26 protein-coding genes are annotated in these 26,418 nt (G+C 66.6%); 6 read left to right on the forward strand and 20 right to left on the reverse strand.

Features of this window, described 5'->3' with window-relative positions; all coding sequences use genetic code 11:
- Positions 1-194: 194 nt before the first annotated feature.
- Genes B7G53_RS18480 through B7G53_RS18490 form a run of 3 tightly spaced genes read right to left on the reverse strand, consistent with a single transcriptional unit; the run spans position 195 to position 4,108 of the window.
- On the reverse strand, positions 195-1,409 hold the full coding sequence (locus B7G53_RS18480; protein WP_096670427.1) for a phospholipase A: 1,215 nt from the start codon (positions 1,407-1,409) through the stop codon (positions 195-197).
- Positions 1,403-1,942: a hypothetical protein gene (locus B7G53_RS22605; protein ID WP_141396389.1), complete on the reverse strand. Its 540-nt coding sequence runs from the start codon at positions 1,940-1,942 to the stop codon at positions 1,403-1,405. Before B7G53_RS22605 ends, B7G53_RS18480 begins: the two co-directional genes overlap by 7 nt.
- A 24-nt stretch (positions 1,943-1,966) precedes the next feature.
- Positions 1,967-4,108, reverse strand: coding sequence for an ATP-dependent helicase (locus tag B7G53_RS18490; RefSeq protein WP_096670431.1), 2,142 nt, complete (start codon positions 4,106-4,108; stop codon positions 1,967-1,969).
- A 135-nt stretch (positions 4,109-4,243) separates the two neighbouring features.
- On the opposite strand from B7G53_RS18490, the gene B7G53_RS18495 reads away from it, so the two are divergent.
- Complete coding sequence (locus tag B7G53_RS18495) at positions 4,244-5,197, forward strand: AEC family transporter (RefSeq protein ID WP_096670433.1); 954 nt, start codon at positions 4,244-4,246, stop codon at positions 5,195-5,197.
- Between the two features lie 70 nt (positions 5,198-5,267).
- On the opposite strand, the gene priA is transcribed toward B7G53_RS18495, so the two are convergent.
- Both priA and hemE read right to left on the reverse strand, forming a co-directional pair.
- On the reverse strand, positions 5,268-7,493 hold the full coding sequence (priA, locus tag B7G53_RS18500) for a replication restart helicase PriA (protein WP_096670435.1): 2,226 nt from the start codon (positions 7,491-7,493) through the stop codon (positions 5,268-5,270).
- 365 nt (positions 7,494-7,858) lie between these two features.
- Positions 7,859-8,959, reverse strand: coding sequence for a uroporphyrinogen decarboxylase (gene hemE, locus B7G53_RS18505; protein WP_096670437.1), 1,101 nt, complete (start codon positions 8,957-8,959; stop codon positions 7,859-7,861).
- 129 nt (positions 8,960-9,088) lie between these two features.
- Here hemE and B7G53_RS18510 point away from each other — a divergent pair, with 129 nt between their 5' ends.
- The gene (locus tag B7G53_RS18510; protein ID WP_096670487.1) at positions 9,089-9,451 is read left to right on the forward strand and encodes an aminoacyl-tRNA synthetase; all 363 of its coding nucleotides are present in this window, start codon (positions 9,089-9,091) and stop codon (positions 9,449-9,451) included.
- Positions 9,452-9,481: 30 nt separating this feature from the next.
- Here B7G53_RS18510 and B7G53_RS18515 read toward each other — a convergent pair whose 3' ends face one another.
- From B7G53_RS18515 to B7G53_RS18540, 6 genes are all read right to left on the reverse strand, one after another.
- Positions 9,482-10,234 (reverse strand): hypothetical protein, encoded by a 753-nt coding sequence (locus B7G53_RS18515; RefSeq protein ID WP_255250082.1) that lies wholly within the window; start codon positions 10,232-10,234, stop codon positions 9,482-9,484.
- Between the two features lie 21 nt (positions 10,235-10,255).
- Entirely contained in the window at positions 10,256-10,702 is a 447-nt protein-coding gene (locus B7G53_RS18520) for a CoA-binding protein (RefSeq protein WP_096670491.1), read from the reverse strand.
- 8 nt (positions 10,703-10,710) lie between these two features.
- Positions 10,711-11,349, reverse strand: a complete 639-nt coding sequence (locus B7G53_RS18525) for a thioredoxin family protein (RefSeq protein WP_096670439.1) — start codon at positions 11,347-11,349, stop codon at positions 10,711-10,713.
- Between the two features lie 39 nt (positions 11,350-11,388).
- Positions 11,389-13,542 carry a protein-disulfide reductase DsbD family protein gene (locus B7G53_RS18530; protein ID WP_096670494.1) on the reverse strand — a complete coding sequence of 718 codons (2,154 nt, stop codon included), beginning with the start codon at positions 13,540-13,542 and terminating at the stop codon, positions 11,389-11,391.
- Between the two features lie 62 nt (positions 13,543-13,604).
- The gene (locus tag B7G53_RS18535) at positions 13,605-13,943 is read right to left on the reverse strand and encodes a DUF167 domain-containing protein (protein ID WP_096670441.1); all 339 of its coding nucleotides are present in this window, start codon (positions 13,941-13,943) and stop codon (positions 13,605-13,607) included.
- Positions 13,944-13,948: 5 nt separating this feature from the next.
- The gene (locus B7G53_RS18540) at positions 13,949-14,722 is read right to left on the reverse strand and encodes an alanyl-tRNA editing protein (RefSeq protein WP_096670443.1); all 774 of its coding nucleotides are present in this window, start codon (positions 14,720-14,722) and stop codon (positions 13,949-13,951) included.
- 17 nt (positions 14,723-14,739) lie between these two features.
- Between B7G53_RS18540 and B7G53_RS18545 the strand changes: the two genes are divergently transcribed.
- The 4 genes from B7G53_RS18545 (at position 14,740) to cutA (ending at position 19,093) form a co-directional block, all read left to right on the forward strand.
- Positions 14,740-16,389, forward strand: coding sequence for a B12-binding domain-containing radical SAM protein (locus B7G53_RS18545; protein ID WP_096670445.1), 1,650 nt, complete (start codon positions 14,740-14,742; stop codon positions 16,387-16,389).
- Between the two features lie 56 nt (positions 16,390-16,445).
- Entirely contained in the window at positions 16,446-17,264 is an 819-nt protein-coding gene (locus B7G53_RS18550; protein ID WP_096670447.1) for a creatininase family protein, read from the forward strand.
- A gap of 127 nt (positions 17,265-17,391) precedes the next feature.
- The gene (locus B7G53_RS18555) at positions 17,392-18,744 is read left to right on the forward strand and encodes a PQQ-dependent sugar dehydrogenase (RefSeq protein WP_176491411.1); all 1,353 of its coding nucleotides are present in this window, start codon (positions 17,392-17,394) and stop codon (positions 18,742-18,744) included.
- A gap of 34 nt (positions 18,745-18,778) precedes the next feature.
- Positions 18,779-19,093, forward strand: coding sequence for a divalent-cation tolerance protein CutA (gene cutA / locus B7G53_RS18560; RefSeq protein WP_255250083.1), 315 nt, complete (start codon positions 18,779-18,781; stop codon positions 19,091-19,093).
- On the opposite strand, the gene B7G53_RS18565 is transcribed toward cutA, so the two are convergent.
- The 9 genes from B7G53_RS18565 to B7G53_RS18605 form a co-directional block, all read right to left on the reverse strand.
- Positions 19,088-19,756, reverse strand: coding sequence for a histidine phosphatase family protein (locus B7G53_RS18565; RefSeq protein WP_096670451.1), 669 nt, complete (start codon positions 19,754-19,756; stop codon positions 19,088-19,090). The genes cutA and B7G53_RS18565 overlap by 6 nt on opposite strands.
- Before the next feature lie 137 nt (positions 19,757-19,893).
- Positions 19,894-20,916, reverse strand: a complete 1,023-nt coding sequence (locus tag B7G53_RS18570) for a threonine dehydratase (protein ID WP_096670453.1) — start codon at positions 20,914-20,916, stop codon at positions 19,894-19,896.
- Positions 20,917-21,630, reverse strand: a complete 714-nt coding sequence (locus tag B7G53_RS18575) for a VOC family protein (RefSeq protein ID WP_096670455.1) — start codon at positions 21,628-21,630, stop codon at positions 20,917-20,919.
- Positions 21,631-21,652: 22 nt separating this feature from the next.
- Positions 21,653-22,612 (reverse strand): PhzF family phenazine biosynthesis protein, encoded by a 960-nt coding sequence (locus B7G53_RS18580; protein WP_096670457.1) that lies wholly within the window; start codon positions 22,610-22,612, stop codon positions 21,653-21,655.
- 40 nt (positions 22,613-22,652) lie between these two features.
- Positions 22,653-23,273, reverse strand: coding sequence for a glutathione S-transferase family protein (locus tag B7G53_RS18585; RefSeq protein ID WP_096670459.1), 621 nt, complete (start codon positions 23,271-23,273; stop codon positions 22,653-22,655).
- Positions 23,274-24,497, reverse strand: a complete 1,224-nt coding sequence (locus B7G53_RS18590; RefSeq protein WP_255250084.1) for an aminotransferase-like domain-containing protein — start codon at positions 24,495-24,497, stop codon at positions 23,274-23,276.
- A 20-nt stretch (positions 24,498-24,517) separates the two neighbouring features.
- Positions 24,518-24,847, reverse strand: a complete 330-nt coding sequence (locus B7G53_RS18595) for a DHCW motif cupin fold protein (RefSeq protein ID WP_096670463.1) — start codon at positions 24,845-24,847, stop codon at positions 24,518-24,520.
- Positions 24,844-25,761: a DMT family transporter gene (locus tag B7G53_RS18600; RefSeq protein ID WP_096670465.1), complete on the reverse strand. Its 918-nt coding sequence runs from the start codon at positions 25,759-25,761 to the stop codon at positions 24,844-24,846. The genes B7G53_RS18595 and B7G53_RS18600 overlap by 4 nt, the downstream gene beginning before the upstream one ends.
- Complete coding sequence (locus B7G53_RS18605) at positions 25,758-26,369, reverse strand: LysE family translocator (protein ID WP_096670467.1); 612 nt, start codon at positions 26,367-26,369, stop codon at positions 25,758-25,760. The genes B7G53_RS18600 and B7G53_RS18605 overlap by 4 nt, the downstream gene beginning before the upstream one ends.
- Positions 26,370-26,418 lie beyond the last annotated feature (49 nt).

Raw genomic sequence — 26,418 nt, forward strand, 5'->3', positions numbered from 1 at the left:
CGCCCCTTGATCAACCGCAAACGGCTGGGTCGCGGGGGGCCATCATCCGAGGGCGGTGCTCTGCTATTAAATAAGTAGCAATGTCCGACCGTGTTTGCTGGGCTAAAGGCGGATTTCATGAAGGAAATCACGCGTTGGCTGCCTGGGCGGACCGCCGCATGGCTGGAAAGCCGTCCCGGCCGCTGGTTCGCCCGCTACCAGTCCACCAGGCTCAGCCCGACGCTGAACACCGTGCGGCGGCGGTTGTAGTCGACCAGGCTGTCGCCGTAGCCGCTGAACAGTTGCACGTGGTAGCGCAGGGCGGCGCTGTCGGCGATCGAGGTGGACGCCTTCATCCATTCCAGCCGGGCCGATCCGCGCGCTTCGGATTTGAGCGAATGGCGCAGCGTCAGGCCCAGGGAGTGCGTGCGGTTGATCTGCCAGTGCCCAGCCAGTTCGGCCCGGCCGATGTAGTCGGAGATGCCGGGGTTTTCGTCCTGGCCCGAGCGTTCGGGCACACGTTGCCAGACGCGTGCCTGCAGGTCCAGCCGGCTGTCGCCGCCCAGTTCCTTTTCGGCTGCGCCCATCAGGTAGACCCGGTTCCAGCTGCGCGACAGCGGCAGGCTTTGCCCGTTGGACTGGTGGTTCAGGCCGAGGCCGCTCAGGCGGTACTTCCAGCCGCCGGGCAGGTCGATCTGGTGCGGGTAGATGTACACCAGTTCGGGTTCATGGTCGGTGGTCCGGAACGGCCGCGAAACGGCGCCGTTGAACAGCTGCCAGTAGCTTTGCTGGGTGTAGCCGAACCACAGCGAATCGATGCCGGATTCATCGTCGCCGCCCGAGGCCAGCAGGCCCTTGGCGAGTTTTGTGCGGACGGACAGCTGAAGCCGGGTCTCGGTGCGCCGGTAGCTGGAGGGTGTGCTCGCCGAGTATCCCGTCGCCGGCGAGCTCGGCTGGTTGTTGACGCTGTTCGATCCCGCCCACATCAGGCTGGTGGGGCGGTAACCGCGCAGGCCGAAGGTGTCGCAGTCGCTGCCGCGCTGCAGTTCCCAGAAGCGGGACAGCTCGGAGTACTTGGTATTGCGGCAACCGAGCTTCTTGCCGTCCGGGGCTTCGGTGTTCATGGCCGGCAGCAGCAGGACCTCGGCGGACTTCTGCCCGGTGTCGGCATTGGCCGGCGCGGTGGTCAGGCTGGGCGGCGGCGTGTCCGCCGGCGATTGCGAAACCGCCCAGTTTTTGAAGCAGGCCAACTGCGCGGCGGCATCGCCGCTCATGGCCTGGCAGGCCTGCCAGCCCTGGCGGTTGTTGCGCTCCTGCACGGTGGGGCCGGCGCTGCCGGTCTGGGCCTGCACCGCGCCGGAGGCCAGCAGCGCTGCGTAGAGCAAGGACGCCGCCAGGCGCCTGCGTTCAGGGGAGGTGATGACTACCATCCGGACAACCTTTCCAATGTGAACGGCACCTCGGGCGCGTCGGGCGGCGCGCTGCTGCTCATGTCTTTCCAGGTGCCCGTGATCGTTTTTCCGCAGCTGCCTTCCACCATTTTTCCGTTCCAGGCCCCGGTGATGCTGATGCCGTTGGAGGACTCGTCGAGGGTCAGGTAGCCCTCCTCGAGGTCGCCGGCCAGCTGCGCCCTCGCCGCGTGGCCGCCCTGGGCGGGTTTGGCGGCTGTGGGCGCCAGCTCGCGGCTGACGAAGCCGGCCACGCTCTCGCTGAATTCGGCGTGCCGCTGGAGTTGCAGGGTGGCATCCGCAGGCAAACCTGCCGGCGCCGGCGTGAACCGGACCCGCCAGGTCCCATGGATTTGCGCTGGCTTGAGTTGTTGGACGGGCGGGCAGGCGGTGGCCGCTACCCGGCTGGCCGGCCCAGGCCGTTTTTTGGCGTCATTCTGGCCATAAGCCCCCATGGACAGGGCGCTGACAGCTATAAAAAGCAGAGCAAATTTGAGCGAAGGTGATGTTGTCATTGGGTGGGCACGATAGAGAAGGGCTTAACCAGCGTCCCGGGCCGCCTCGGCGAGCTGGTTGGCTTCGGCGCTGTCGGCGGCGCGTTTGGCAAACTCCGCCCGCAGCGCCCTGATTTTTTCACGCGGGTCTTCCCTGACCGTGGCCTTGTCGAGACCCATCTCGGCAATAAAACGGCTGGGGACACCGGCGACGGTGTCGCGCCCCTTTTTTCGCCGGCGCAGCCAGTTGACCGCCAGCGTGAACTGGGCCCGGGTGATGCCCACGTACATCAGGCGGCGCTCTTCCTCGAGGCGCTGCGCGATGTTCTCGGTCCTGGCCGCATCTGTGCCGTCGTCGTCCTCCAGCTTGAACGGCAGCAGGCCCTCGTTCACGCCGGCCAGCACCACATGCGGCCACTCGAGCCCCTTGGCGGCGTGCAGCGTGGACAGGGTCACCACGTTCTGGTCGCCTTCGCGTTCGCTGATGGTCGACAGCAGGGCAATCGTCTGCACGACCTCGAGCATGGTTTTGGTTTCGGCGGCCACCACCGCGCCGGAGCTGTCGTCGATCTGCCCGCCGCAGCGCTGCGCCATCCAGTCGCAGAAATCCATCACATTGGTCCAGCGCGCGGCAGCGACATTCTCGCTGTCCTCGCTGTCGTAGATGTGTTTTTCGTAGTCGATTTCCTTGAGCCAGGTGGTGAGGAAAGCGCGTGCGTCTTCGGCGCCCACCGTGCGCTTGGCGCGGTATTCCAGGTCGTTGAGGTAGCGGCCGAACTCATGCAGCGAGCCGACCGCCTTGGCCGGCAGCACCGCACTCAGGGAGTTGCTGAACAGCGACTCGAACAGGCTCAGCTTGTACTGTTCGGCAAAGGTGTTCAGCGTACCCAGCGTGGTGTGGCCAATGCCGCGTTTGGGTGTCTTGATGGCGCGGATGAAGGCCGCGTTGTTGTCGTTGTTGACCATCAGCACCATCCAGCTGCACAGGTCCTTGATCTCGGCGCGGTCGAAAAAGCTCTGCCCGCCCGAGACTTTGTAGGGGATCTGCGCCTTGCGAAAGGCTTTTTCAAACGGCTTGGCCATGTGGTTGGCGCGGTACAGCACGCAGAAGTCGCCCCACTCCTTGTGCTGGCCGCCCACGGCCTGCAACGTGCCTTCGGCGCGCAGGCTCTGGATGCGCGCCACCACGCGTTCGGCTTCATGCTCCTCGCTGTCGCAATCGACCACGCGCACCGGCTCGCCTTCGCCCAGTTCGCTGAACAGCGTCTTGGGAAACAGCTTGGGGTTGGGCGCGATCACGTTGTTGGCGGCGCGCAGGATGGCGCTGGTGGAGCGGTAGTTCTGCTCGAGCTTGACCACCTTGAGCTGGGGGTAGTCCAGCGGCAGCTTTTTCAGGTTGTCCAGCGTGGCGCCGCGCCAGCCGTAAATCGACTGGTCGTCGTCGCCCACCGCGGTGAAACGGCCCCGGGCGCCGACCAGCAGCTTGAGCACCTCGTACTGCGTGGCGTTGGTGTCCTGGTACTCGTCGACCAGCACATGGCCCATCGAGGCCTGCCACTTGTCGCGCACGGCGTCGTGCTCGCGCAGCAGCTTGAGCGGCAGCCCGATCAGGTCGTCAAAGTCCACACTCTGGTAGGCCGTCAGGCGCTCCTCGTAACGCGCCATCACGCGGGCCACCAGCCGGTCCTCGTCGCTGGCCGCCTGGGCTTCGGCCTGGGCCGCGTTCAGGCCGCTGTTTTTCCAGGCGCTGATGGTCCACTGCCATTGACGCGCCGTGGCGGCGTCGGTGCTGCCGCCGGCGTCCTTCAGGATGCTGGTCACGTCGTCGCTGTCCAGGATGGAAAACTGCTTTTTCAGCCCCAGCACCTCGCCGTCCTGGCGCAACATGCGCACGCCCAGCGCGTGGAAGGTGCAGATCAGCACGCCCCGGGCAGGCTGGCCGATCAGCTTTTTGGCGCGTTCGCGCATTTCCGCCGCGGCCTTGTTGGTGAACGTGATGGCCGCAATCTCCTGCGGCGGCAGGCCGGCCTGGATCAAGCGGCCGATCTTGTGCGTGATCACCCGCGTCTTGCCCGAACCCGCGCCCGCCAGCACCAGGCAGGGGCCGTGCATGTAGTTGACGGCTTCCTGCTGGGCGAGGTTCAGGCCGTGGGCTGGGGGCGATGCGGAGGGCGGGGTGGACGACATGCAGTGAAGAGGGGCGGACAGGAACGGCCGAAGCAGGTGCAGCCGCCCGCCACGGGGCCGGCTGAAAAAGGGGGCGCAAGCGGGTCATCATAGCCAGTCGGCGGGGCCCCTCCTTTGGCGGTGACAATACGGTCTGTGTTAAGCATTCTCCTGGTCACCTTCCCCTTTTTCGCGCTGGTGCTGTGTGGCTACCTGGCGGCGCGGCGCGGCTTGCTGCCGCAGGCCGCGATCCCGGGCCTCAACACCTTTGTGCTGTATTTCGCGCTGCCCTGCATGTTGTACCGTTTTGGCGCAAACACGCCGGTGGCGCAGCTGCTCGACGGCGGGCTGGTCGCGGTGTACCTGCTGTGCGCGCTGATCATGGTGGCGTTCACGATTGCCGTGACGCGCAACCGGCGCATCGGCTGGAACGACGCGTCCTTCGGCGCGCTGGTCGCGGCTTTCCCGAACACCGGCTTCATGGGTGTGCCCCTGCTGGTGGCGCTGCTGGGCGCGCAGGCGGCGGGGCCGGCCATCGTCACCATCGTGGTGGACCTGCTGGTCACCAGTTCACTGTGTATCGCCCTGTCCCGGCTGGACTCGGCCGACAGCCATGGCGCGGAGGTGGCGGCAAAAAACGCACTCAAGGGCGTGGCGCTCAACCCCATGCCCTGGGCCATCCTGCTGGGCGCCCTGTCGTCCGGCCTGGGGCTGGCCCTGCCGGCACCGGTGCTGCAGACGGTGGTCCTGCTGGCCGACGCCGCCTCGCCCGTCGCGTTGTTCACCATTGGTGCGGTGCTGGCGCGCTCCCAGATGACCAGCGTGGAAACCATCCCCTTGCGGGACTACGTGCCGGTGGCGCTGCTCAAGCTGGTCCTGCACCCGCTGCTGGTCGGGCTGATGGGCCTGGGCGCCATCCAGCTCGGCGTGCCGCTGCAGCCTTTTGCCCTGACGGTGATCGTGCTGGTGGCGGCCTTGCCGAGCGCCAGCAATGTGTCGCTGCTGGCCGAGCGTTTTGGCGCCAACAACGGGCGCATCGCGCGCATCATTCTGGTGTCGACGGTGCTGGCATTTTTCAGTTTTTCGGCTGCGGTGGCTCTTCTGATCTGAGTTGCCAGAGGCGTCGCGACCTCGGGTGTTCTCCCTTCAAGCAGTACGCGAAGCGACAAGCGTGGGGGCTCTATATAGCCAGGGGATCCACGTCGATGGCCCAGCGCACCAGGCTTTTGAAGTCGCCCTGCTGGCGGGTCTGGTGCAGCAGCGGCTGCCAGGCCGCCAGGAAACGCTGCAGCGCCGCGCGCGAGGGGCTTTCGACCAGCATCTGCGCGCGTTCGATGTTGGCCACCCGCTGGATGGTCATGGGCACGGCCGGGTAAGGCGTGACGGCATCGTGGCCGGGCAGCTGCTGCGCCTGTGCGGCGGCCGCCGCCGCATTCAGAAAGCCCTGGGCCACCGCCTGGTCCCGGGCTTCGGCGCGCAGCAGCGCTGAAAAGCCGAAGGGCGACATGCCGGCCGCCTCGCGCTCCTGGAGTTCCTGCGCCGCAAACGCCGGGTAGTCGTGTTTTTTCAGCGCGGCGAACAGCGGGTGCTGCGGATGGAAGGTCTGCACCCACATCTCGCTGGCCTCGCCATGGTTGGCGTCGCGCCCGGCGCGGCCGGCCGCCTGCATGAGCAGGCCGAACAGCCGTTCGGGCGCGCGGAAGTCGCTGGAGAACAGCGCGCCGTCGGGGTTGATCGCCGCCACCAGCGTGATGTGGCGAAAGTCGTGGCCCTTGGCAATCATCTGTGTGCCGACCAGCACATCAACCTCGCGCGCATGCACGCTGGCCAGCTGGGATTCGAGCGCGCCCTTCAGGCGGGTGGTGTCGGCGTCGATGCGGGCGATGCGCAAAGGGCTGCCGTCTGGCCGCGTGACCCCGGCCAGCAGTTCGGCAATGTGTTCCTCCAGCCGCTCCGTGCCTTTGCCGACGGGCGCGATGTCGATGTTGCCGCAGGCCGGGCAGGCGCGCGGCACGCGTTCGGTGAAGCCGCAGTGGTGGCAGCGCAAGGTGCGGTCTATCTTGTGGAAGACGCGGAAAGCGCTGCAGTGCGGGCACTCGCTTTTCCAGCCGCAGTCGTGGCAGGCCAGCACCGGTGCGTAACCGCGCCGGTTCAGGAAGATCAGCGACTGCTCGCCGCGCGCGATGCGCTGGGCTATCGCGTCCAGCAGCGGCGGCGCAATCGTGCAGTGTTTGGGCTGGTGGTTCATGTCGACCAGCCGGACCGCGGGCAGGCTGCCCTGTTGTTCCGCGCCGCCTATCCGTTCGCTCATCGTCAGGCGCTGGTAGCGGCCCACCACGGTGGCCTGCCAGCTTTCGAGCGAAGGCGTGGCCGAACCCAGCAGGACGCGACAGGCCCCCACGCTTGTCGCTTCGTGTACTGCGCTGCCCCCCGGGGGGGGGCTGCGCCTGCGGCCCGGCAAAGCCGGTTCCGCGGCCCCGGCTGGCAAGGGAAAAGCCTCCGCGCCCTCACTGTCGCCTGCCTGTGATCGTGCGCTTTCCAGCATCGCGCGGTAAACCGCCAGATCGCGCGCCGAATAACGCGCGCCTTCCTGCTGCTTGTAGCTGGGGTCGTGTTCCTCGTCGACGACGATCAGGCGCAGATTCGGCAGCGAGGCAAAAATTGCCATGCGGGTGCCCAGCACCAACCGCGCCTGGCCGGCGTGGGCGACGAGCCAGCTCTTGAGCCGCTGTGCGGGTGTCAGGCCGCTGTGCAGCGCCACCACCTGGGCCTTGCCGAGGTGGGCAAAACGTTCCTCGAAACGCGCCTGCAGCTGCGGCGTCAGGTTGATTTCGGGCACCATCACCAGCACCTGGGCGCTGGCGTCGCCGGCCAGCACCTTGGCGGCGGCACGCAGATACACCTCGGTCTTGCCGCTGCCGGTCGCGCCAAACAGCAGGGCCGGCCGGGTATCGGCATCAAATTCGGCGATAGCCCTTTCCTGTTCTGCGCTGAGTGCTATTAAATCAGTAGTGTCCGGGGTGTCCGGCGCGGGGGCCACCGGCCGCTTGAGCCGGCGTGCCAGCTGCACGGTGCTCAGTTCGCGCAATTGCGGCGGCAGGGCGGCCAGGGCCACTTCGCCGATGGAGCGCTGGTAGTAGCTGGCGGTGAAACCGACCAACCGCCGCCAGGTGGCCGAAAGGGGCGCCAGGCCGTCCAGCGCGCCCAGCACTGCTTTGGCCTGGGTTTCCGGCAGGTCGCCGCTGTCCGGCAGCATCTCCCACACCACCCCCAGGACTTCGCGTTTGCCCAGCGGAACGCGCACCAGGCTCCCCGGCGGAAGCGGCCACTCGCTCCGATAGGTCAGCGGCCCGGCCACGCTGCTGTGGGCGGGGGTAGCGACAACAATGCTGAGCCAATACCTCATTTTGGGGTCGATCGATTGGAAGAACAGAGGGGATAGTTAACCAGATGGTCCTAAGATACATTTGCGAACATCGTTGTAAGTGCTTGATTTAAAAAAGCTTTGACGGTCGTCCAAGGTTTCTGTGGATAACTTTGTTGATAGATTGCCCCAGCACGCGCCCGGGCCTTATAAATCAAGGCTTTGCTTAAATTGCCCGCAAAAAAAGCAGTTTAAAGATCCCTATATGAATCAAGCACTTAGATGCGCTATGGCTTTGATAGCGGGAGACCGGCCTGTTGTGGCTTCATGCGGCACCGCAGCACAAATTTTGTGAATAAGTCGGGTCCGCCGAGCCGGAATTTGTGCTATCAGGCAGCAAAACCGCATCAATGCGGGGTTCCCGTGCGCATGCGGCGCGAATAGGCGTGCACGGCGCGGACCAGCACTTCGACGCTTTCGGGCGGCGTGTGCTGGCTGATGCCGTGGCCCAGATTGAAAATGTGGGTCGGGCCGCTGCTGCGCGTGTCCGCATGCGGGGTACCGAAACTCTCCAGCACCTTTGCCACTTCCTGCTCGATCTGCGCCGGGTTGGCGAACAGCACATTCGGGTCCAGGTTGCCCTGCAGCGCCATGCGATCGCCCACCCGCGCGCGCGCCTGGCCCAGGTTGACGGTCCAGTCCAGGCCGAGCACCTCGCAGTCGAGTCCGGCCATCTGCTCCAGCCACAGGCCGCCGCCCTTGGTGAACACCAGGCGCGGAATGACCACGCCTTCATGGCTGCGCTTGAGCTGGCTCAGCACGCGCTGGGTGTAGGCCAGGCTGAAGGTCTGGAAGGCCGCGTCGGCCAGCACGCCGCCCCAGCTGTCGAAAATCATCACCGCCTGGGCGCCGGCTTCGATCTGCGCGTTCAGGTAGGCGGCCACCGCGTCGGCATTGATGGCCAGCATCTTGTGCATCAGGTCGGGGCGCTGGTACAGCATGGTCTTGACCAGGCGGTAGTCGTCGGAGCCGGCGCCTTCGACCATGTAGCAGGCCAGCGTCCAGGGGCTGCCGGAAAAACCGATCAGCGGCACCCGGCCGTTCAGCGCCTTGCGGATGGAGGTGACGGCGTCGAAGACGTAACGGAGTTTTTCCATGTCCGGCACCTCGAGTTTGGCCACCGCGGCTTCGTCGCGCACCGGCGTCGCAAAACGCGGGCCCTCGCCGAGCGCAAACGACAGGCCCAGGCCCATGGCGTCGGGCACGGTCAGGATGTCGGAAAACAGGATGGCGGCGTCCAGCGGGTAACGCTCGAGGGGCTGCAGCGTGACTTCGGTGGCGTAGTCGGGCGAGGTTGCCAGGCCCATGAAACTGCCGGCCTTGGCGCGGCTGGCGCGGTACTCCGGCAGGTAGCGTCCGGCCTGGCGCATCAGCCAGACGGGGGTGTAATCGGTGGCCTGACGCAGGCAGGCGCGCAAAAAGGTGTCGTTTTGGAGGGGGGCAAACATGGCTAGATTGTCTCAGGTGTGCGTCGGGGCTGTCTGCCGCCAGTTTGCGGCGTTTGCGGCTAGCCTCCGCCCAGATTCAGATTTACCATGGCGTATGGGTTTCTGCTTGACCCGAACAAGGGCACTGCCATGCACATGAATGACCAAGAGTACTTTCGCAGCTGCGTCGCCAAAGAGCGGCACCTGGCGCAGTTGCTGGGCCACCAGCATATTGAGGAGTGTTACGAAAGCGCCGGCACCTTGTGGGACAACGCCCAGGCCCTGCCGCAGTGGACGCGCGACTGGCGCGCCTGCGGACCCCTGATGACCCGCTACGGCATCACGGTGGTGTATGGCAACCCGGTGCAGACGGGCAGCGGATTTGCACAGATGGGTTCCACCGTGGTCCAGTTTTCCGACCATCCGACGCGTGATCGTGCGGTGATGTACGGCATTGTCAAGGAGCTGATTTTTTTGCTGGAGCATGGCAAGGTCAAGCCGGTATCGCCGTAGCCGCCCGTTGCGCCGCAAGCCGATCCGTTCCTAACGCACCGGCAAGAACTGCAGAAACGAGGCGCCGGCCAGGCTCTGGACATAACTGATCACGGCCCGGCGGTATTTTTCGGTCAGGACTTCGGAGAGCAGGTCGAGCCGGCCGATGACCTTGCCGAACTCGCGTTCGAAACTGAGGTTGCGTTCGCGCTCGGAGATCTCGTCGGCCAGCAGCAGGGGCTGGCCGGCCGGGGTGCGCCGCGAGGCCAGCAGCCAGACGGCCGACTCGATGTTGCGCGCGGCGTTGTAGATGTATTGCGCGTCCAGGCTGTCGACCAGGTAGAAGTCGGTCTTGCCGTTGTGCGCCACGATCAGCATGTCGGCGCTGGCATAGACAAAAGCGGCCACCCGGTCGCCCCGGAAGTCGGGGCTCAGCGCCAGCGACAGGGCGGCGATGTCGCGTTTGCCCTGCAGCTCCGGCCAGGGTGTGCGGCTGTCGATGGCGCTGCGCACGCGCTGGACCGCCGCCTCGCGGCTGGTGCTGCCGGTCTTGCGCCATTCGGCGGGGTTGCGCCGGTACAGCTTGTCGAGCAGGCGGTACAGGCTGTCGAGGTTGTCGCGCATGCCCAGGCTGGCCAGGCGGTTCACATCCGATTGCGCCAGCTCGCCCGAGGCCAGCGGCGCCACCTGCGTTTCGCCGCGGTGGGTCGGGGCCGTCTGCAGGCAGCCGCCCAGCAGCAGCAAGGCCGGCAGACAGAACAGGGACAACAGGGAAAGCCGCCAGGGCCGGCGCGGGAAGGGCATGCGCCGATTATCCCGGACCGGTCAGCTGCCGGGTGCCGGCAGCAGGCCGCGCGACTGCAGCACCCGGTGGTCGACCTTGAGGCAGTGGTCCTGCACCACCAGCAGGCCCGCCGCTTCGGCCCGGGCGGCGGCTACGGGGTGGCGGATGCCGAGCTGCATCCAGACGGCCTGGGCGCCAATGGCGATCGCTTCGGCGACGATGGGCGGGATGTCCTCGCTGTTGCGAAAGCAGTTCACCAGGTCGATGTGTTCGTGCTGCGCGGCTTCCGTCAGGCTGGCATAGGCTTTTTCACCGAGCACCTCGGTGGCATTCGGGTTGACCGGGATGATGCGGTAACCCTGGCCCTGCATGTAGCGCGCCACGTCGAAGCTGGCGCGGTGCGGTTTGGGCGACAGACCCACCACCGCAATCGTGCGGCAATGGGTGAGGATGTAGGGCAGACGGTCGGCCGGCGGGAGGGTGGTCACGTCGGGGCTCACGCCTTGTCCTTGTACTTGATCGAGCAGCCGTAGGCGCGGCTGGTCGCCACGCTGAGGGCCTTGCCGGCCAGCGCTTCGTTCAGGCCCTGGCGCACATAGTTGGTCGCGGTCCGGATGTCGTCCACGCGGGCGGAGGGCACGCTGTCGATGGCCCCGGCGTAGACCAGCTGGCCTTGCGGGCTGATGATGTACATGTGCGGCGTGGTCCGGGCGCTGTAGAGCTGGCCGATGCTGCCGGACTCGTCCATCAGCGTGGCGCTGGCCGCCGCCTGCTTGCCCGCCATCCAGCCGGCCAGCTGGGCGGGCGCCAGATAGTCGCCGCTGCCGGTTTCGGTCGAGTTGATGGCCAGCCAGACCACCCCTTTGCCCACCGCCTCTTTCTGCAGGCCCTGCATGTTGCCGCTGTAGTGTTTTTGCACAAACGGGCAGCCGGGGTTGGTCCATTCCAGCACCACCAGCTTGCCCTTGTAGTCGCTGAGGCGATGGGTTTTTCCGGCGGTATCCAGCGCGGAAAAGTCCGGCGCGGCCTGGCCGACGGCCACGGCCGCATGGGCGGCCTGCGTGAAGGTCGCCGCCCACGGGGCGGTGAGCAGGGCGCTGGAAAAGAGGCGGCGATTGACGGGGCGATTCAACATGGCTGGATCTCCTTCAGAAAAATGAGGTGACAGGCCGTACTAGAGCTTGGCCAGTTCGGCCCGCACCTCGGCGACCGACAGAATTTCCGACAGCACCACCGGCGCGCGGCCGGGCTTGTAGATCACATACACCGGCACACCATTGCGGCCCAGTTGCGCCAGCGCGGCGGTGACGGCCGGGTCGCGGCGCGTCCAGTCGGCGCGCAGCAGGGCTACGTTTTTGGCTTCCATGTCGGCCAGCACGTCGGCATCGGCCAGCGTGCTTGTCTTGTTGTACTGGCAGGTCACGCACCAGGCGGCGGTGAAATCGACAAACACGTTCTGGCCCTGGGCCGCGAGCTGGTCCACCCGGCCCGGCGCCCAGGCCTGCCAGCGGTCCGAGGGGGCTGCAGCGGCGTTGGAAGCCTCCAGCGGTTTGATGATGTTTTGGCCCACGGCCCAGACGCCGAAAGCGCCAAGCGCTATCGAAAGCGTAGCGGCCACGGCCCGGGTCCGGCCCCGCAGCGTCAGCGACCACAGCACCAGCGCCATCAGCACCAGCAGTGCCAGCAGGGCGCCGGCGCCGTTGATGCCGCTTTGCTGGCCCAGCACCCAGACCAGCCAGGCGACGGTGGCAAACATCGGAAACGCCATCAGCTGCCTGAAGGTCACCATCCAGGGGCCCGGGCGCGGTAGGGCGCGCGCCACCGCCGGCACGGCACTGGCCGCCAGGTAGGGCAGGGCCATGCCCAGGCCGATGGCCCCAAACACCGCCAGCGCCTGCCAGGCCGGCAGGCCGATGGCGTAACCGAGCGACGCCCCCATGAAAGGCGCGGTGCAGGGCGAGGCAATCGCGGTGGCCAGCACGCCGGTCAGAAAGGCATTGAGCGTCGGGTTTTTGGCCTGCAGGCCGGCGACTTGGCCGGGCACCACGCTGCCAAATTCGAACAGGCCCGCGAGGTTCAGGCCGATCAGCGTGAACAACACGGCCAGCCCGGCCACCACGGCCGGGCTTTGCAGCTGGAAGCCCCAGCCGAGCTGTTCGCCGGTGGCGCGCAGGCCCAGCAGCAGGGCGCCCAGCGCCAGGAAGGACAGCACCACGCCGGCCGTGTAGGCCAGCCCGCCGCTCAGGCGGACGGCGCGGCTTTTCACCTTGGCGAAACTCATCACCTTGATGGCCAGCACCGGAAACACGCAGGGCATGAGGTTCAAAATCAGCCCGCCCAGCAGCGCACCCAGCAGGGCGGCGACCAGTGTGAGCGGCGGCGCGCTGCTGCCGGTGGGCGCCGCGCCCAGCGCCGCATTGGCCTTGAGCGCCGCTTCCAGCGCCGGCGACACCGTGGCCGCGGCGGCCACGGCCGGCCAGTCGCCCTTGACCGGCACCTCGATGCGGTAAGCGGTCTGGTCCAGCGCCACCACCAGCGGCATCACGCGCGGGCTTTCGCTGCGCTGGCTGGAGAGCGGCAGCTGCGCGGTCCACACCGCGCCCTGCCATTTCTGCTGCCAGGCGCCGGCGGGCTCGATCACGCTGCCGGTTTCGGGGAAAAAGTCCAGGGTTTTGCCCTGCAGGCGCGCGGGCAGGCCCGCGAGCGCCACCTGGAGGGTGTTGGCGCTGACCTGCATCTCGCTGCCGCTGGCGGCCAGCGGCTGGGGGCTGGCGGCAAAGGCGGCGGCAAACAGGCCGCTGCTGCTGCCGGTCGAACTCCGGACCGGGATCTGCAGCGAAAAATCACCTTCCTGCGGAATACATTCCTTCTTGCAGATCAGCCAGCTGGCCTTGAGCCGGATGTCGAGGTTGGCGGCGTTGAAGCCGGGTGCCACGGTCAGCGGCACTGGCAGCAGCACCGTGCCTTCGTAGCCATAGTTGGCCAGGGTGCCAATCGGTATCTTTTTCGGCGTGGGCCAGGCGATGTCGCCAGCGGTGACACCGGCCGGCAGCGTCCATTCGAGTTGGGTCGGCAGGCCGGAATCGCCGGAGTTTCTCCAGTAGGTGTGCCACTCGGGAATGTGTGCCAGCTGCAGGCCCACCCAGACCGGTTTGCCCGGCTCCACCCCATCGGGCGCCCAGGCCAGCAGTTCGGCACGCACCTGGTCGGTGCTCACCACGGCCTGTGTGGCGGGTTTGTTGGTGAAGCTGATTTGGGCGTTGGCGCCCGTCGTGAAAGCGCAGGCAGCTATCAAAAACAGAGCGGATGTCAGGCGGTGAAAAATCATGGTCATGGTGTGAGCGGCACGCTGGCCTTTAGTTCCGGGGACGGTGCCCTCAGGCCTCTGTCCTATTGTCGTCCGGCAGGGTCCGTGGGCAGGCCGGACTGGGCAAACACCGCCGGCAGCTTTTTCGGCGCGCGTATGCGCAACTGCTTGTTGACGTTTTCCCGGCCGAAGACCACCTCGATGTCGCTGACTGCCACGCCGAACAGCGGCGCCAGGAAACGCAGCATGTGGTCGGTGGCCTTGCCGGCCTGCGGCGCCGCGGTCACGCTGACCTTGAGCTGGGTGCCCTTGGGTTTGCCGATCGCGTCACGGCTGGCCGACGGTTTGCCCAGGATGTTGACCACCAGCACTTCGCCGTCCCAGGCAAAAAAGGTGTCGCCGGTGGCATTTCTCGGTCGCATTGGAATCAGGCGGCGAAGCCCAGTACCACGCGGCGCGTGGTGGCGCTTTTTTTCTCGATTTTGGTGACCACCACCGCGCCGATCTCGGACGTGTTGGCCACGTGGGTGCCGCCACAGGGCTGGAAGTCGATCATGGCGTCTGCCCCAGCGCCGCCGATGCGGATGGTGCGTACCTGGCCGCTGCCGCGCGGCGGCTGCACGCTCATGCTTTTGACCAGGGCCGGGTTCGCGTCGAGCTCCGCATCGCTGATGCTGCCCACGGCCACCGGGTGCGCGGCGGCCACCAGGCGGGCAATGCCGGCGCTCAGCACGTCCTTGTCCAGCGGGTCCGTCATGTTGAAGTCCAGCCGCGCATAGTCGGGCGTGATCGAGCAGCCGTTGACGAGCTGCGGCACCAGGTGGCACAACAAGTGGGTGGTGGTGTGAAAACGCATGAGCCGGTGCCGGCGCGCCCAGTCGACACGGGCGGTCACCACATCGCCGGCTTTCACGCCCGTGCGCAAGAGCTGGTCCAGCACCGACGCGGCCGGGTCCGGCAAGGCCGGCAGGTGGCAGATGTCCGCTGTGGCCTGGCCTTCTGCGTTTTTGCCCTTGCGTGTGTCGGCGATGGCGATCTCACGCCCGTCGGCCAGCACCAGCACACCGGTGTCGCCGGTCTGGCCACCGCCCAGCGGGTAAAACACCGTGCGGTCCAGCACCAGGCCCTGGCCGGTCACCGCGGTCACGGTGGCGCTGCATTCGGCCAGATAAGCGTCATCACGAAACAGGGTTTGTGTCATGGTTTGATAATAGCGGCATGAACTCCCTCGCGCCTTCGCCCGTTCTCCCCGAGCCCCAAGGCGGGGCGCGCATTGTGCTGGCCACGCTCAACGCCAAATACATCCACGCCTCGCTGGGCCTGCGTTACCTGCTGGCCAACATGGACCGCCATGGCGGCGCTGGCCTGCGCGCGCAGACGGAGCTGCGCGAGTTTGTCATCGGCCAGCCCGAGACCCGCATGGTGGAAGACCTGCTGGCGCTGCAGCCCGAGGTGATCGGCCTCGGCGTGTACATCTGGAACGTGGTGGAAACCACGCAACTGGTGCGCCTGCTGAAAACCCTAAGGCCCGACATCAAGATTGTGCTGGGTGGCCCCGAGGTCAGCCATGAGGTTGGGGAGCAGGAGATCTGCCGCCTGGCCGACCATGTGGTCACCGGCTGGGGCGACGTGAGTTTTCCCAAGCTGTGCCGCGCGCTGCTTAAATTACCAGGTGGGGGCCCGCAGCCGCTGATGAAAGTCATCGCCGGCGAGCAGCCGCCGCTGGAAGACCTGGCGCTGCCCTACCAGGACTACACGGCGGAAGACCTGGCGCAGCGTCTGCTGTATGTCGAGGCTTCGCGCGGCTGCCCGTTCAAGTGTGAGTTCTGCCTGAGCTCGCTCGACAAGACCGCCTGGGCCTTTGACTTGGACCGCTTCATGGCGGAGATGGAAGCGCTGTACCGCCGCGGCGCGCGCAACTTCAAGTTTGTGGACCGCACCTTCAACCTGAAAATCGACAACTCGGTGCGCGTTCTGCAGTTTTTCCTGGACCGCATCGCCGAGGCACCCGATGTGTTTGTGCATTTCGAAGTCGTGCCCGACAGCCTGCCGGACCGGCTGAAAGAGCTGATCGCGCAATTTCCCGACGGTGCGCTGCAGTTCGAGGTCGGCATCCAGAGCTTCAACCCCGAGGTGCAGCAGCGCATCTCGCGCAAGCAGGACAACGCCAGGACCGCCGAGAATCTGCGCTGGCTGGTCACGCAAAGTCGCGCCCATGTGCATGCCGACCTGATTTTCGGCCTGCCCGGCGAGACGCTGGCCAGTTTTGCGGACGGCTTTGACCGCCTGCACGCCCTCGCGCCGCACGAGATCCAGTTCGGCGTGCTCAAGCGCTTGCGCGGCACGCCGATCACGCGGCATACGCTTGAATTTGCGATGGCCTACGACCCGCACACGCCCTACACCATCCTGCAGAACTCGACGGTGGATTTTGCGACCATGCAGCGCATCAAGCGCTTTGCGCGTTACTGGGACATGGTCGCCAACTCGGGGCGGTTTTCGCAGGGGCTGGCGATGTTGTTGGCGCCGGGTTCGGCCTTCGGGCATTTCCTGGCCTTCAGCGACTGGCTCTGGCAGACGACGGGCAAGACGCATGAGTTTGCGCTGGAAAAACTGGTGGACCTGCTGTTTGTGCACCTGACGCAGGTGCGTTTGCTCGACCCGCCGCGGGTCTGCGCTGCCTTGCTGGCGGACTACCAGGCCAGCGGCGCGCGCGGGCGGCCGCAGTGCCTGGCGGCGTTGCTGGGCGGCCCGCAGAAAGTGCTTTCGGCAGCGCTTGATAAACACGGGGCTCAGCGGCAGGGTCGGCATCTGAGCCAGCAGCAGAATTTGCGGGTGGAAATCCAGAAGGCTGCGGCGGCGGCTTAGTCTTGAACCTTCGAACGGCGGAAGACCCCCGGCGCAGAATGCCCCAAAATACGCCCATGAACCCCGCGCCCCTCTCCCCAGCATCCTTGCCCCATTTCTGGGCCGACCTCAAAAGCCCCGACTTCGCCCGCCTCGATGCGGCGACGACCATCGCCGTTTTGCCGGTCGCTGCGATCGAGCAGCATGGTCCGCATTTGCCGCTCAGCGTGGACACCGACCTGGTCAACGGTGTGCTTGCGCACTGCCTGCCGCACCTGAAACCAGGCGACACCGTGCTCTTCCTGCCAACCCAGACCGTGGGCCGCAGCATCGAACACATCACCTTTCCCGGCACCCTGACCCTGGGCGCGGCCACCCTGATCCAGAGCTGGGTCGACCTCGGGGAATCGGTCGCGCGCACCGGCATCCAAAAGCTGGTGTTTCTCAATGCGCATGGCGGCAATGTCTCCACGCTGGACATTGTGGGCCGCGAGCTGCGTGCCCGTTTCGGCATGACGGTGTTCACCGTCAACACCTTCAGCCTGCCGCTGCCGGGTGCCGTGAAGCAGCTGTTCGGCCCCGACGAGGAACGTTTCGGCGTGCATGGCGGCGACGTGGAAACCTCCATGATGCTGGCGCTGCATCCGCACAAGGTGGACATGGCGCTGGCGCAGAACTTTCATTCCAGCAGCCAGGACCGGGCGCGGCAACACGCCATCCTCGGCAACGGCAGCAGCGCCAAGCTGGCCTGGGCCGCGCAGGACCTGAACCCGCAGGGCGCGGCCGGCAATGCGGCGGCGGCCACGGCCGAAAAAGGCCTGGCGGTGTTGCAGGCCAGCGGGCAGGCGCTGGCGCAGCTGCTGCACGAGGTCCGGCAACTTCCCCCGCTGGCCTGAAGCGCCGCGCGGCCGTCCTGACAAAAACTGGGGACATCAGCTGACAGCACGCGGCGGCCGCCCGGTCAACAATCAGCAGGATGCGCGCGACCCTCAAGCGCAGCCCTTTATCGAACAAGGATTGACCATGCCCGCCCTGCCTGTTGCCCGCCCCGCCTCCCGTGTTTCCCGTTTCGTGCTGTTGCCGCTGTGCGCCGCGTTGGTAATGGGCCTGAGCGCCTGTGGCGACATGACCAAACTGCCTGCCGGCGCCGATGTGGGCATCACACCCACGCTGCCCCAGCCGGTCAAGTCGCTGATTCCCACCGTCAACATCGCACCGGCTCAGGGCTGGCCCCAAGGCATGATGCCGCAGCCCATGGCCGGTACCACGGTGACCGCCCTGGCCACTGGCCTGGACCATCCGCGCTGGGTCTACACCCTGCCCAACGGTGACGTGCTGGTGGCCGAGAGCAACAAGCCACCCCGGCCCGACGTCGGTTTCAGCATCAAGGGCTGGATCATGGGGGTCGTCATGAAACGGGCCGGTGCCGGCGTGCCGAGTGCCAACCGCATCACCTTGCTGCGCGATGTGGACGGCGACGGCAAGGCAGAAACCCGCACGGTGTTCATGCAGGGCTTGAACTCGCCGTTTGGCATGGCGCTGGTCGGCAAGGAACTGTTCATTGCCAATGCCGATGCGCTGGTCAAGGTGCCCTATGAAGAGGGCCAGACCGCGATCACGGCCACGCCGGTCAAGGTGGTGGACCTGCCGGCCGGCATCAACCACCACTGGACCAAAAACGTGATTGCCAGCCGCGACGGCAGCAAGCTGTATGTCACCGTTGGTTCGAACAGCAACATCGGCGAAAACGGCATGGACATCGAGACCGACCGCGCCGCCATCCACGAAGTCGACCCCACAACCAACACGCGCCGGCTGTTTGCTTCCGGCCTGCGCAATCCCAATGGCATGGGCTGGGCGCCTGACGGCACCCTCTGGACCGTGGTCAATGAGCGCGACGAGATCGGCAGCGACCTGGTGCCCGACTACCTGACCTCGGTGAAGGACGGCGCGTTTTACGGCTGGCCCTACAGCTATTACGGGCAGACGGTCGATGTGCGCGTGGCGCCGCAGCGGCCGGACCTGGTGGCCAAGGCCATTGCACCCGACTACGCGCTGGGCGCCCACGTCGCGCCGCTGGGCATGGTGTTTGCTGAAGGCAACACCCTGCCCACGTCGCTGGCCAGCGGTGTGTTTGTCGGCCAACACGGCTCGTGGAACCGCAAGCCGCTGAGCGGCTACAAGGTGGTGTTTGTGCCCTTCATCGGCAGCAAACCCTCGGACAAACCCATTGATGTATTGACCGGTTTTGTCAGCCCCGACGGCAAGGCCTATGGCCGGCCGGTTGGTGTGGCCCTCGACAAACGCGGCGCGCTGCTGGTGGCCGACGACGTGGGCAATGTCATCTGGCGTGTTGCCGGCACTGCGCCACGCTAGGGCCAGCCAGTCCATGGACGTGGCGTGCATGGTGATGACGGCTGTCGACAGCGAGGCCGCGGCGGAAGTATTGGCGCAGCAACTGGTCGAAACCCGGCTGGCCGCCTGTGTGCAGGTCATGCCCGTGAAGAGTTTTTATGTCTGGCAGGGCGAGCGCCGGCGCGAAGCCGAATACCTGCTGCTGGTCAAGACCCGCGCGGCGCTGTATGCGCAGGTGGAAAGCTTCATTCTTGCCCATCACCCGTATGAGACGCCGGAGATTCTCCAGGTGCCGGTGACCGCGGGCGCCAGCGCCTACCTGCAATGGCTGGGCGCCTCCACGCGGGAGGCAGGCGGCCAGGCCCTATGAGTAGGTGATCCAGTCCGCGTGTTCCGGTGCATCCAGGTGCGGCAGCGTGTTGTAGGTCACCAGCATGTGGCGTTTCGGCGTGAAGGCAAATTCGGTCACCGAGCAGTTGCGTATGCGCAGGTTCAGGTCGATGGTGGCCTCGGGGCTGGTGCCCAGCACATGGCCGACAGCGGTGGCAATCGGGCCGCCGCTAGACACCAGCAGCACGTTGCCGGTGTAGCTGGCCTTGACGTGGTCCAGCACGCCGGTGATGCCGGCCACAAAATCGGTGTAGCTGGGCATGCCGCGCGGGCTGACCACGCCGGCCATCCATTGCGCCAGGCCGTCTTTCAGCAGGCGGAAGTGGCTGCGGTACATCTCGGGCGAGGTCGGCTTGTCGAGTTGGGCCGGGTGGATGGCTGCGATCACCGCCTCGGCGTCGTACTCGTTGAGCCCTGGCTGCCGCAAGGCATCCAGCGCCATGCCCATGCCTTCGCAGATGCCGGCAAAGGTCTGGATCTGGCGGTTCAGGGTGCCGGTCAGCGCCGCGTCGAAGGTCACACCCTTGTATTTGAAGTACTCCCCCAGGCGCACGCTCTGCCGGTGCCCCATGCTGCTCAGCACATCGTAGTTGTCAGCGCCAAACGAGGCCTGGCCGTGGCGCACGAGGTAAAGGGTTCCCATGGGCAAATTGTGGCGCCCACCGAAGCCGCACCCAGTCACGCGTGCGACGGTCAGCGCGAAAAGGACCCAGACCAGCAGGGGCCGCGGATCTGGCTTTGCCAGTCCGCAGGCGCAGCGCCCCCTCGGGGGGCAGCGCACTACGCGAAGCGAGAAGCGTGGGGGCTCAATACCTTGGCGACAGTGGCGCTGTCCACGTTGCCGCCGCACAGCGTGGTGCCCACCACCTGGCCCTTGAGCTGCGCGCGCTCCTGCATGGCGGCGGCAAAACTGGCGGCCCCCGCGCCTTCGGCGATGTTGTGGGTGTCGGCATACAGGTCGCGCATGGCCTGCGCAACTTCGGCATCGCTGACTTTCACGATATGGTCCAGGTGCGGCAACAGGATGTCGAGCGCGGCCGGGTCCGCGACGCGGCAGGCCATGCCGTCGGCCAGTTGTGTGCTGACCGGCGCTTCGACGACGCGGCCGGCGGCCAGCGAGTCGGCGTAGGTGGTGGCGTGGGCGCTGACGACGCCGACGATGCGCAGCGTTCGCCCCAGCGCCAGTTTGGCGGCAATCGCCGAACACGCGCCCGAGCCCTGGCCGATCGGTACATAGACCACATCGAGCTGCGGCACGGCCAGCAAAAACTCCCACCAGTAGCTGCTCACGCCGCTGAGCAGGTCGGCGTGAAAACTCGGCACCATGTGGGCCCCGCGTTCGGTCGCCAGCCGCATCGCGAACTCGCGGCTTTCCTGGAAGTCCTCGCCGTGTTCGATCAGGGTGACGCCGAGCGCGCGCATGGCGGCGTTTTTCTCCAGCGAGTTGCCGCGCGGAACCACGATGGTGCAGGCCACGCCATGCGCGCGCGCCGCCCAGCCCATGCTCTGCCCGTGGTTGCCGCGCGTGGCGCTGACGACCTCTGCCGGCAGGGCTTGGCTTTGCTTCAGGGCTTCGAAATAAGTCAGCCCGCCGCGTATCTTGAAGGCGCCGACCGGCGTGTGGTTCTCGTGTTTGATCCAGCAGTCCGTGCCCAGGCGCTGGCTCGACAGGCCCCAGCGGTATTGCGGTGTGGCCTGGAACTCGCGGTAGACCACGCGGGCCGCGGCTTCGATGGCGGGCAGGTCGGGCAGGCCGGTACCGGGACGGGTAGCGGGCGGAGCAAGGACTTGCGTACGGTACATTCAGACGCCTTTCGATTCCAGCATGACCAGGCCGCGCGGCGTCTGCAGCGTGGCAAGAAGATTGGGCGCCCCCTGGCTGACGCCCACACCGGCCAGCCCGATGGCGGCATGGGCCGCCTGCAGCGTGTCGGGACGCGGGTGGCGGACCTGCAGCGCCTGCAGCGTCACGCCCGAAGCCGGCATCGCGTCCAGCGGGTGGGCGGCGCGCGCCGGGTCTTCGCCGGCCTCGCCCCACTGGATCAGGGTGGGCAGGCCGCCGTAGAACAGCCGCTGGCCGTCATCGCGCACGGTGATGCGCCACTGGAGCAGCGCCGTCGCGGTCTGGCGCGAGGCTGCCAGGACGCTGCCGCGGTCCAGCCCGAGGGCGGCCAGGGCCTTGACGGCCGTCAGCACGCCCGGCACGCTGGCGACAAAATGCACCAGCTGCGGGCCTTCACGGGTCAACAGCGCCTGCAGTTCGCGGTCATCCATGTCGAACCAGCGCTGTGTGCCGTCCGCCCTGCGGGGCGTGACGCCGGGCTGGATCGCAATGATTTCGAAGTAGGCGCGCGGGAAGGCCGGACTGGCCACGCTGAACAGGCGGTTGTGCGTGCCCATCAGCGGATGTTCGCCGCCCGGGCCGGGCGTGATGCCCAGTGTTTCCTCGCACCAGGCCACACCCTGGTCCAGGCTGGCGGCCACGACGACCAGGTGATCGACCTGGGCTTGTTTCATGGTGCGCGGCTCACAGCGTCACTCACAGCGTCACCGTGCCATGGATGCAGGTGACCGATTGACCGCCGACCCAGACCTGTCCTGAGCCCGTCGACGTGGCTTGGACTGAACCCGGGGCATCAGGCTCGCGCGTCAGGTAGACGCGGCCGGCGCGGCCCAGGCAGGTGCCTTGCGCGGCCACATAACGCTCGGGCGCGTGGCCTTCGGCGATCAGCCATTGCGCCAGGCTGGCGTTCAGGCTGCCGGTGACCGGGTCTTCCTCGATGCCGATGGGGGCTGCAAAACCCCGCACCTCAAAGTCTGCCGCGACTGCTTCGGCCGGGCTGGTGGGCATGCTGCCGGCAAAAGCGCGTGCCTCGCGGTTGGCGCGCGCTATTAAAACAGGAGCTGTCTGCGCAGGATGGGCGCCGACTACACCCACTTTGAGGCCATGCTTCTTGAGTGCGGCGTGATCCGGCACCAACTGCAGCACGGTGTCGGCGCTGTCCAGCAGCAGGCCCAGCCACACCGGTCCGTTGTCGAGCAGCTGAGCGGCCAGGATGTGTTGCGCTTTCAGGCCGAGGGCGGCGGCCACCTGCGCCAGCACCGTGGCGCTGGGCGCCGAGCGCTGCAGGGGCGGCGCGGCAAAGGCCAGGCGCTCCCCCTCGCGCCGTATCCTCACCAGGCCGACCTGGCATTCCTGCACGATGCAGTCCTGGCGCTTGGGCGAGCCGCCGGCCTGCAGCCAGGCGTGGCAACTGCCCAGCGTGGGGTGGCCGGCAAAAGGCAGTTCGCCGCCCGGTGTGAAGATGCGCACCCGGTAGTCGGCCGACGGATCGGCGGGCGGCAGCACAAAGGTGGTTTCCGACAGGTTGGTCCAGCGCGCAAAACGCTGCATGGCTTCGTCGTCCAGGCCGCTGCCGTCCAGCACCACGGCCAACGGGTTGCCGAAATAGGGCTGGTCAGTGAAGACGTCGACTTGTTTGAAAGGCCTGGTTTTCATGCTGTGGGACCGGAAGGTGGGAGGTGAAAGGGGGAAGTTGTCAGGACAGTGCCAGGTCCAGCACACCCTTGCTGGCCTGCCGGGCGCACAGGTGGTCGTACCAGCGTTCGAGGTGGGGCCGGCTCTGGCGCGGCTGCGGCAGGCCGAACCAGCGGTGCACCTCGCAGGCCACGGGAATGTCGGCCATGGTGAAACGCTCGCCGACCATGAAGTGGCGCTGCGCCAGGTGGGCGTCCAGCATCGCCATCAGCGCCTCGACCGCGGCATTGGATTCGTCAAGCAGCGCGGCATCGCGCTGCTCGGGCGGCGTGCGCACCAACTGCCAGAAGCCGGGGCGGCTGGCCGGGTTCAGCGTGGTCTGCTGCCAGTCCATCCAGCGCTCGGCGTCAAAACGCTCACGCAGGTCGGTCGGGTACATCTCGCCGGCGGAATGCCGGGCGCACAGGTAACGCACGATCACGTTGGACTCCCACAGCACAAAGCCGTCGTCCTCGATCACCGGCACCAGCGAGTTGGGATTGAGCGCCATGTAGTCGGGCGTCTTGACCAGGCCAAACAGGCCGCCCGCTTCGGTGCGCTGGAAGTCCAGGCCCAACTCCTGCGCCGTCCACACCACTTTCTTGACATTGATGGAGCTCATGCGCCCCCAGATCTTGAGCATTTATTTGGCCCCCAGCGTTTCCATGGCGTGTTCTGCGCTGGCCGTGCCGGGACGGCCCTCCCGGATCGCTGCCGCGAGCGCCGCAATGCCGGTGTTGATCTGCGCGATGCTGGCCGTGACAAACGACAGGCGCAGGGTGCGCTCGTCGGCGTTGTCGGCGTAAAACGCGGCGCCCGGCACAAAGGCCACGTTTTTGTCGACGGCTTTGGGCAGCAGTGCCACCGCGTTCATGCCGGCCGGCAAACGTGCCCACAAAAACATGCCGCCGTCGGGCGTGTTCCAGCTGACGTCCGAGGGCATCTCGCGCTGCAGCGCGGCCAGCATCGCGTCGCGCTGCGATTTGTAGAGCGCGCGTATGGTCGGCACATGGCGGTCCAGGAAGCCGTCCTTCATCACTTCGGCCACCATGCGCTGGTTGAAGCCGGGGCTGTGCAGGTCGGCCGCCTGCTTGGCCTGCAGCAGCTTGGGGTAAAGGGCCTTGGGCGCCACCAGAAAGCCGAGCCGCAGGCCGGGGGCCAGCACCTTGGAAAACGAACCGAGGTAGAGGCAGCCGTCCGGGTTGCGTGCGCTCAGCGGCAGCGGTGGCGGGGTGTCGAACCAGAGGTCACCATAGGGGTTGTCTTCCACGATGGGCAGCCCCAGGTCGGCGGCGCGGGCCGACAGCGCGGCGCGGCGCGTTTCGCTCATGGTGCGGCCGGTCGGGTTCTGGAAGTTGGGCAGCACATAAAGGAAGCGCGCGCCTTTGGCTTTGCGTGCGAGGTCGTCCACGTTGATGCCTTCGTCGTCGCTGGCCACACTCACGACCTGCGGCTCCATCGGCGTGAAGGCCTGCAGCGCGCCCAGGTAGGTCGGCGTCTCCACCAGGATGGGGCTGCCCTTGTCGATCAGGATCTTGGCGAGCAGATCGAGGCCCTGCTGCGAGCCGGTGGTGATCAGCACCTGCGCCGGGTCCACCTGCCAGGGCAACATGGCCGCCACCATCTCGCGCAACGGGCCGTAACCTTCGCTGGCGGCGTATTGCAGGGCCGCCGGCCCGTCTTCGCGCAAGACCTTGGCGCAGGCCTCGGCAAACGCGCTGACCGGAAAGGTCTTGGGCGAGGGCAGGCCGCCGGCAAAACTGATGATGCCGGGTTTTTCGGTGACCTTGAGGATCTCGCGGATCACCGAGGGGTTCATTTTTTCGGCGCGTGCGGCCAGGGTCCAGTGCATGTTGCTTCTTTCCATGGTTGTTCTCTCTTCTGTCGTCAATCCACGATAAACAGTGTCGCACCTTTGGGGGCGCTGGAGCGGTGCGCCTCGGCCCCATCGGCCACCTGGTAACTCATGCCGGGCCGCAGCACATGCACACTGCCGTTGTCGAGTTCGGTGTGCAGTTCACCCGCCAGGCACAGCAGGACATGGCCCTTGCTGCACCAGTGGTCCGACACGTAACCGGGCGTGTACTCGACCATGCGCACACGCACCTCGCCAAACTGCTGCGTGCGCCAGAAGGCCTGGCCGCTTTGTGCCGAATGCTCGCTACGCGCCACGGTGGACCAGTCGGTGGTGCCGAAAGGGATGTGGCTCATCTTCATGTGGCTTCCTTCCAGGTGGCGGTATGGACGGGCATTTTCTTGCCGGCAAACACGGTGGCAATCACGGCCAGGCTGAAACCCACGGTGACCGCGTCCAGGCGTTCACCAAGCAGCGGCACCGCAAACAGCATGGACATAAAGGGCTGGACCAGTTGCACCTGGCTGACACGCACCGTGCCGCCCAGCGCCAGGCCGCGGTACCAGGCAAAAAAGCCCAGCCACATTGAAAACACCCCGAGGTAGGCGAAGCCGGCCCAGGCGCTGGCCTTGAGGGGCGCTTCGGGCCAGTTGACGAGTGAAAACGGAAGGGTCAAGGGCAGGGAGATCAGCAACGCCCAGCAGATCACATGTTCGGCCTGCATGTGTTGCGACAGCCGCGCGCCATAACCATAACCGATAGCCGCGCACAACATGCCGGCCAGCAGCAGCCCATCTGCAAAATGGATGGACAGGCCGGCGCCGCCGCCGGAACGCAGCAGGGCAAACACCACCACCAGGGCGCTGCCGAGGGCCGCGCACAGCCAGAAACCGGCCGACGGCCGCTGGCGGTGCAGCAGGGCCCCGACCGCCGCGGTGGCCAGCGGCAGCACACCGACGATCACGCTGGCATGCATGGCTTCCACATAACGCATGGCGATCGAGGTGAACAGCGGAAAACCGAACACGACACCGCCGGCCGTGATGGCCAGCGGCAGCCAGTCCTGCCGCTGCGGCAGTGGCGCGCGTGTGGCGAGCAAAAACACGGCCGACAACGCGGCCGCCACCACGGCCCGGCCCAGCGCGATGAACACGCCCGACATCTGCGGCGCCTCTTGTGTGCCCACGGCCAGGCGCGTCATCGGCAGGGTCACCGCAAAAATGGCGATGCCCAGCAGGCCCAGCCACAGGCCCTTGTTGATCTGTTGTTGCGTCATAGAAAGAGCATCCAGACCGCGGTCGCCACCAGCACGATCGCCATCCCGTAGTTGAACCAGATGAGGCGCCGGCCCGTGCCGGCGGGGCCGGACAGCCACTCGCGCAGCAACGAACCGGCCAGCGCGTAGATCAGGTTGCTGGCAAAGGCATAGGCCAGCATCACCGGCAGCACCACGGCAAAACGCAGGCCGGGATCGCTGCGCCCGGCGATCCAGCCGCTGACAATCGCGAGCGCCAGCATCCAGGCCTTGATGTTGACGAACTGCAGCGCCGCGCCCTGCCAGAAGCCGACGTTCATGCGTTCGGCGTCGGCTTCGCTGAGCTGGCGCGAGCGTGCGATCTTCGAGGCCAGCCAGAGCAGGTAAACCACGCCGATGGCCTTGATCGCCAGGCCCAACAGCGGAATCGCCAGCAGCAGCGCGCCCAGGCCCAGCGCACACAGGCTCAGCAGCACGCCCCAGCCGACCGGCACCGCGCAGACAAAAGGCATGGCGCGGCGCAGGCCATGGTTGGCCGCCAGGGCGGTGGACAGGGTGGTGTTGGGGCCGGGCGAAAAGCTCATCGCCGTCGCCAGCACCAGCAGGGCTGTAAATTCTTGCCAATTCATTACTCAGACTTTATAGTTCAAGCCAGCACACTACCAACACAGTTGGAGT

The organism is Polaromonas sp. AET17H-212, from assembly GCF_002379085.1.
GTDB lineage: Bacteria > Pseudomonadota > Gammaproteobacteria > Burkholderiales > Burkholderiaceae_C > Polaromonas.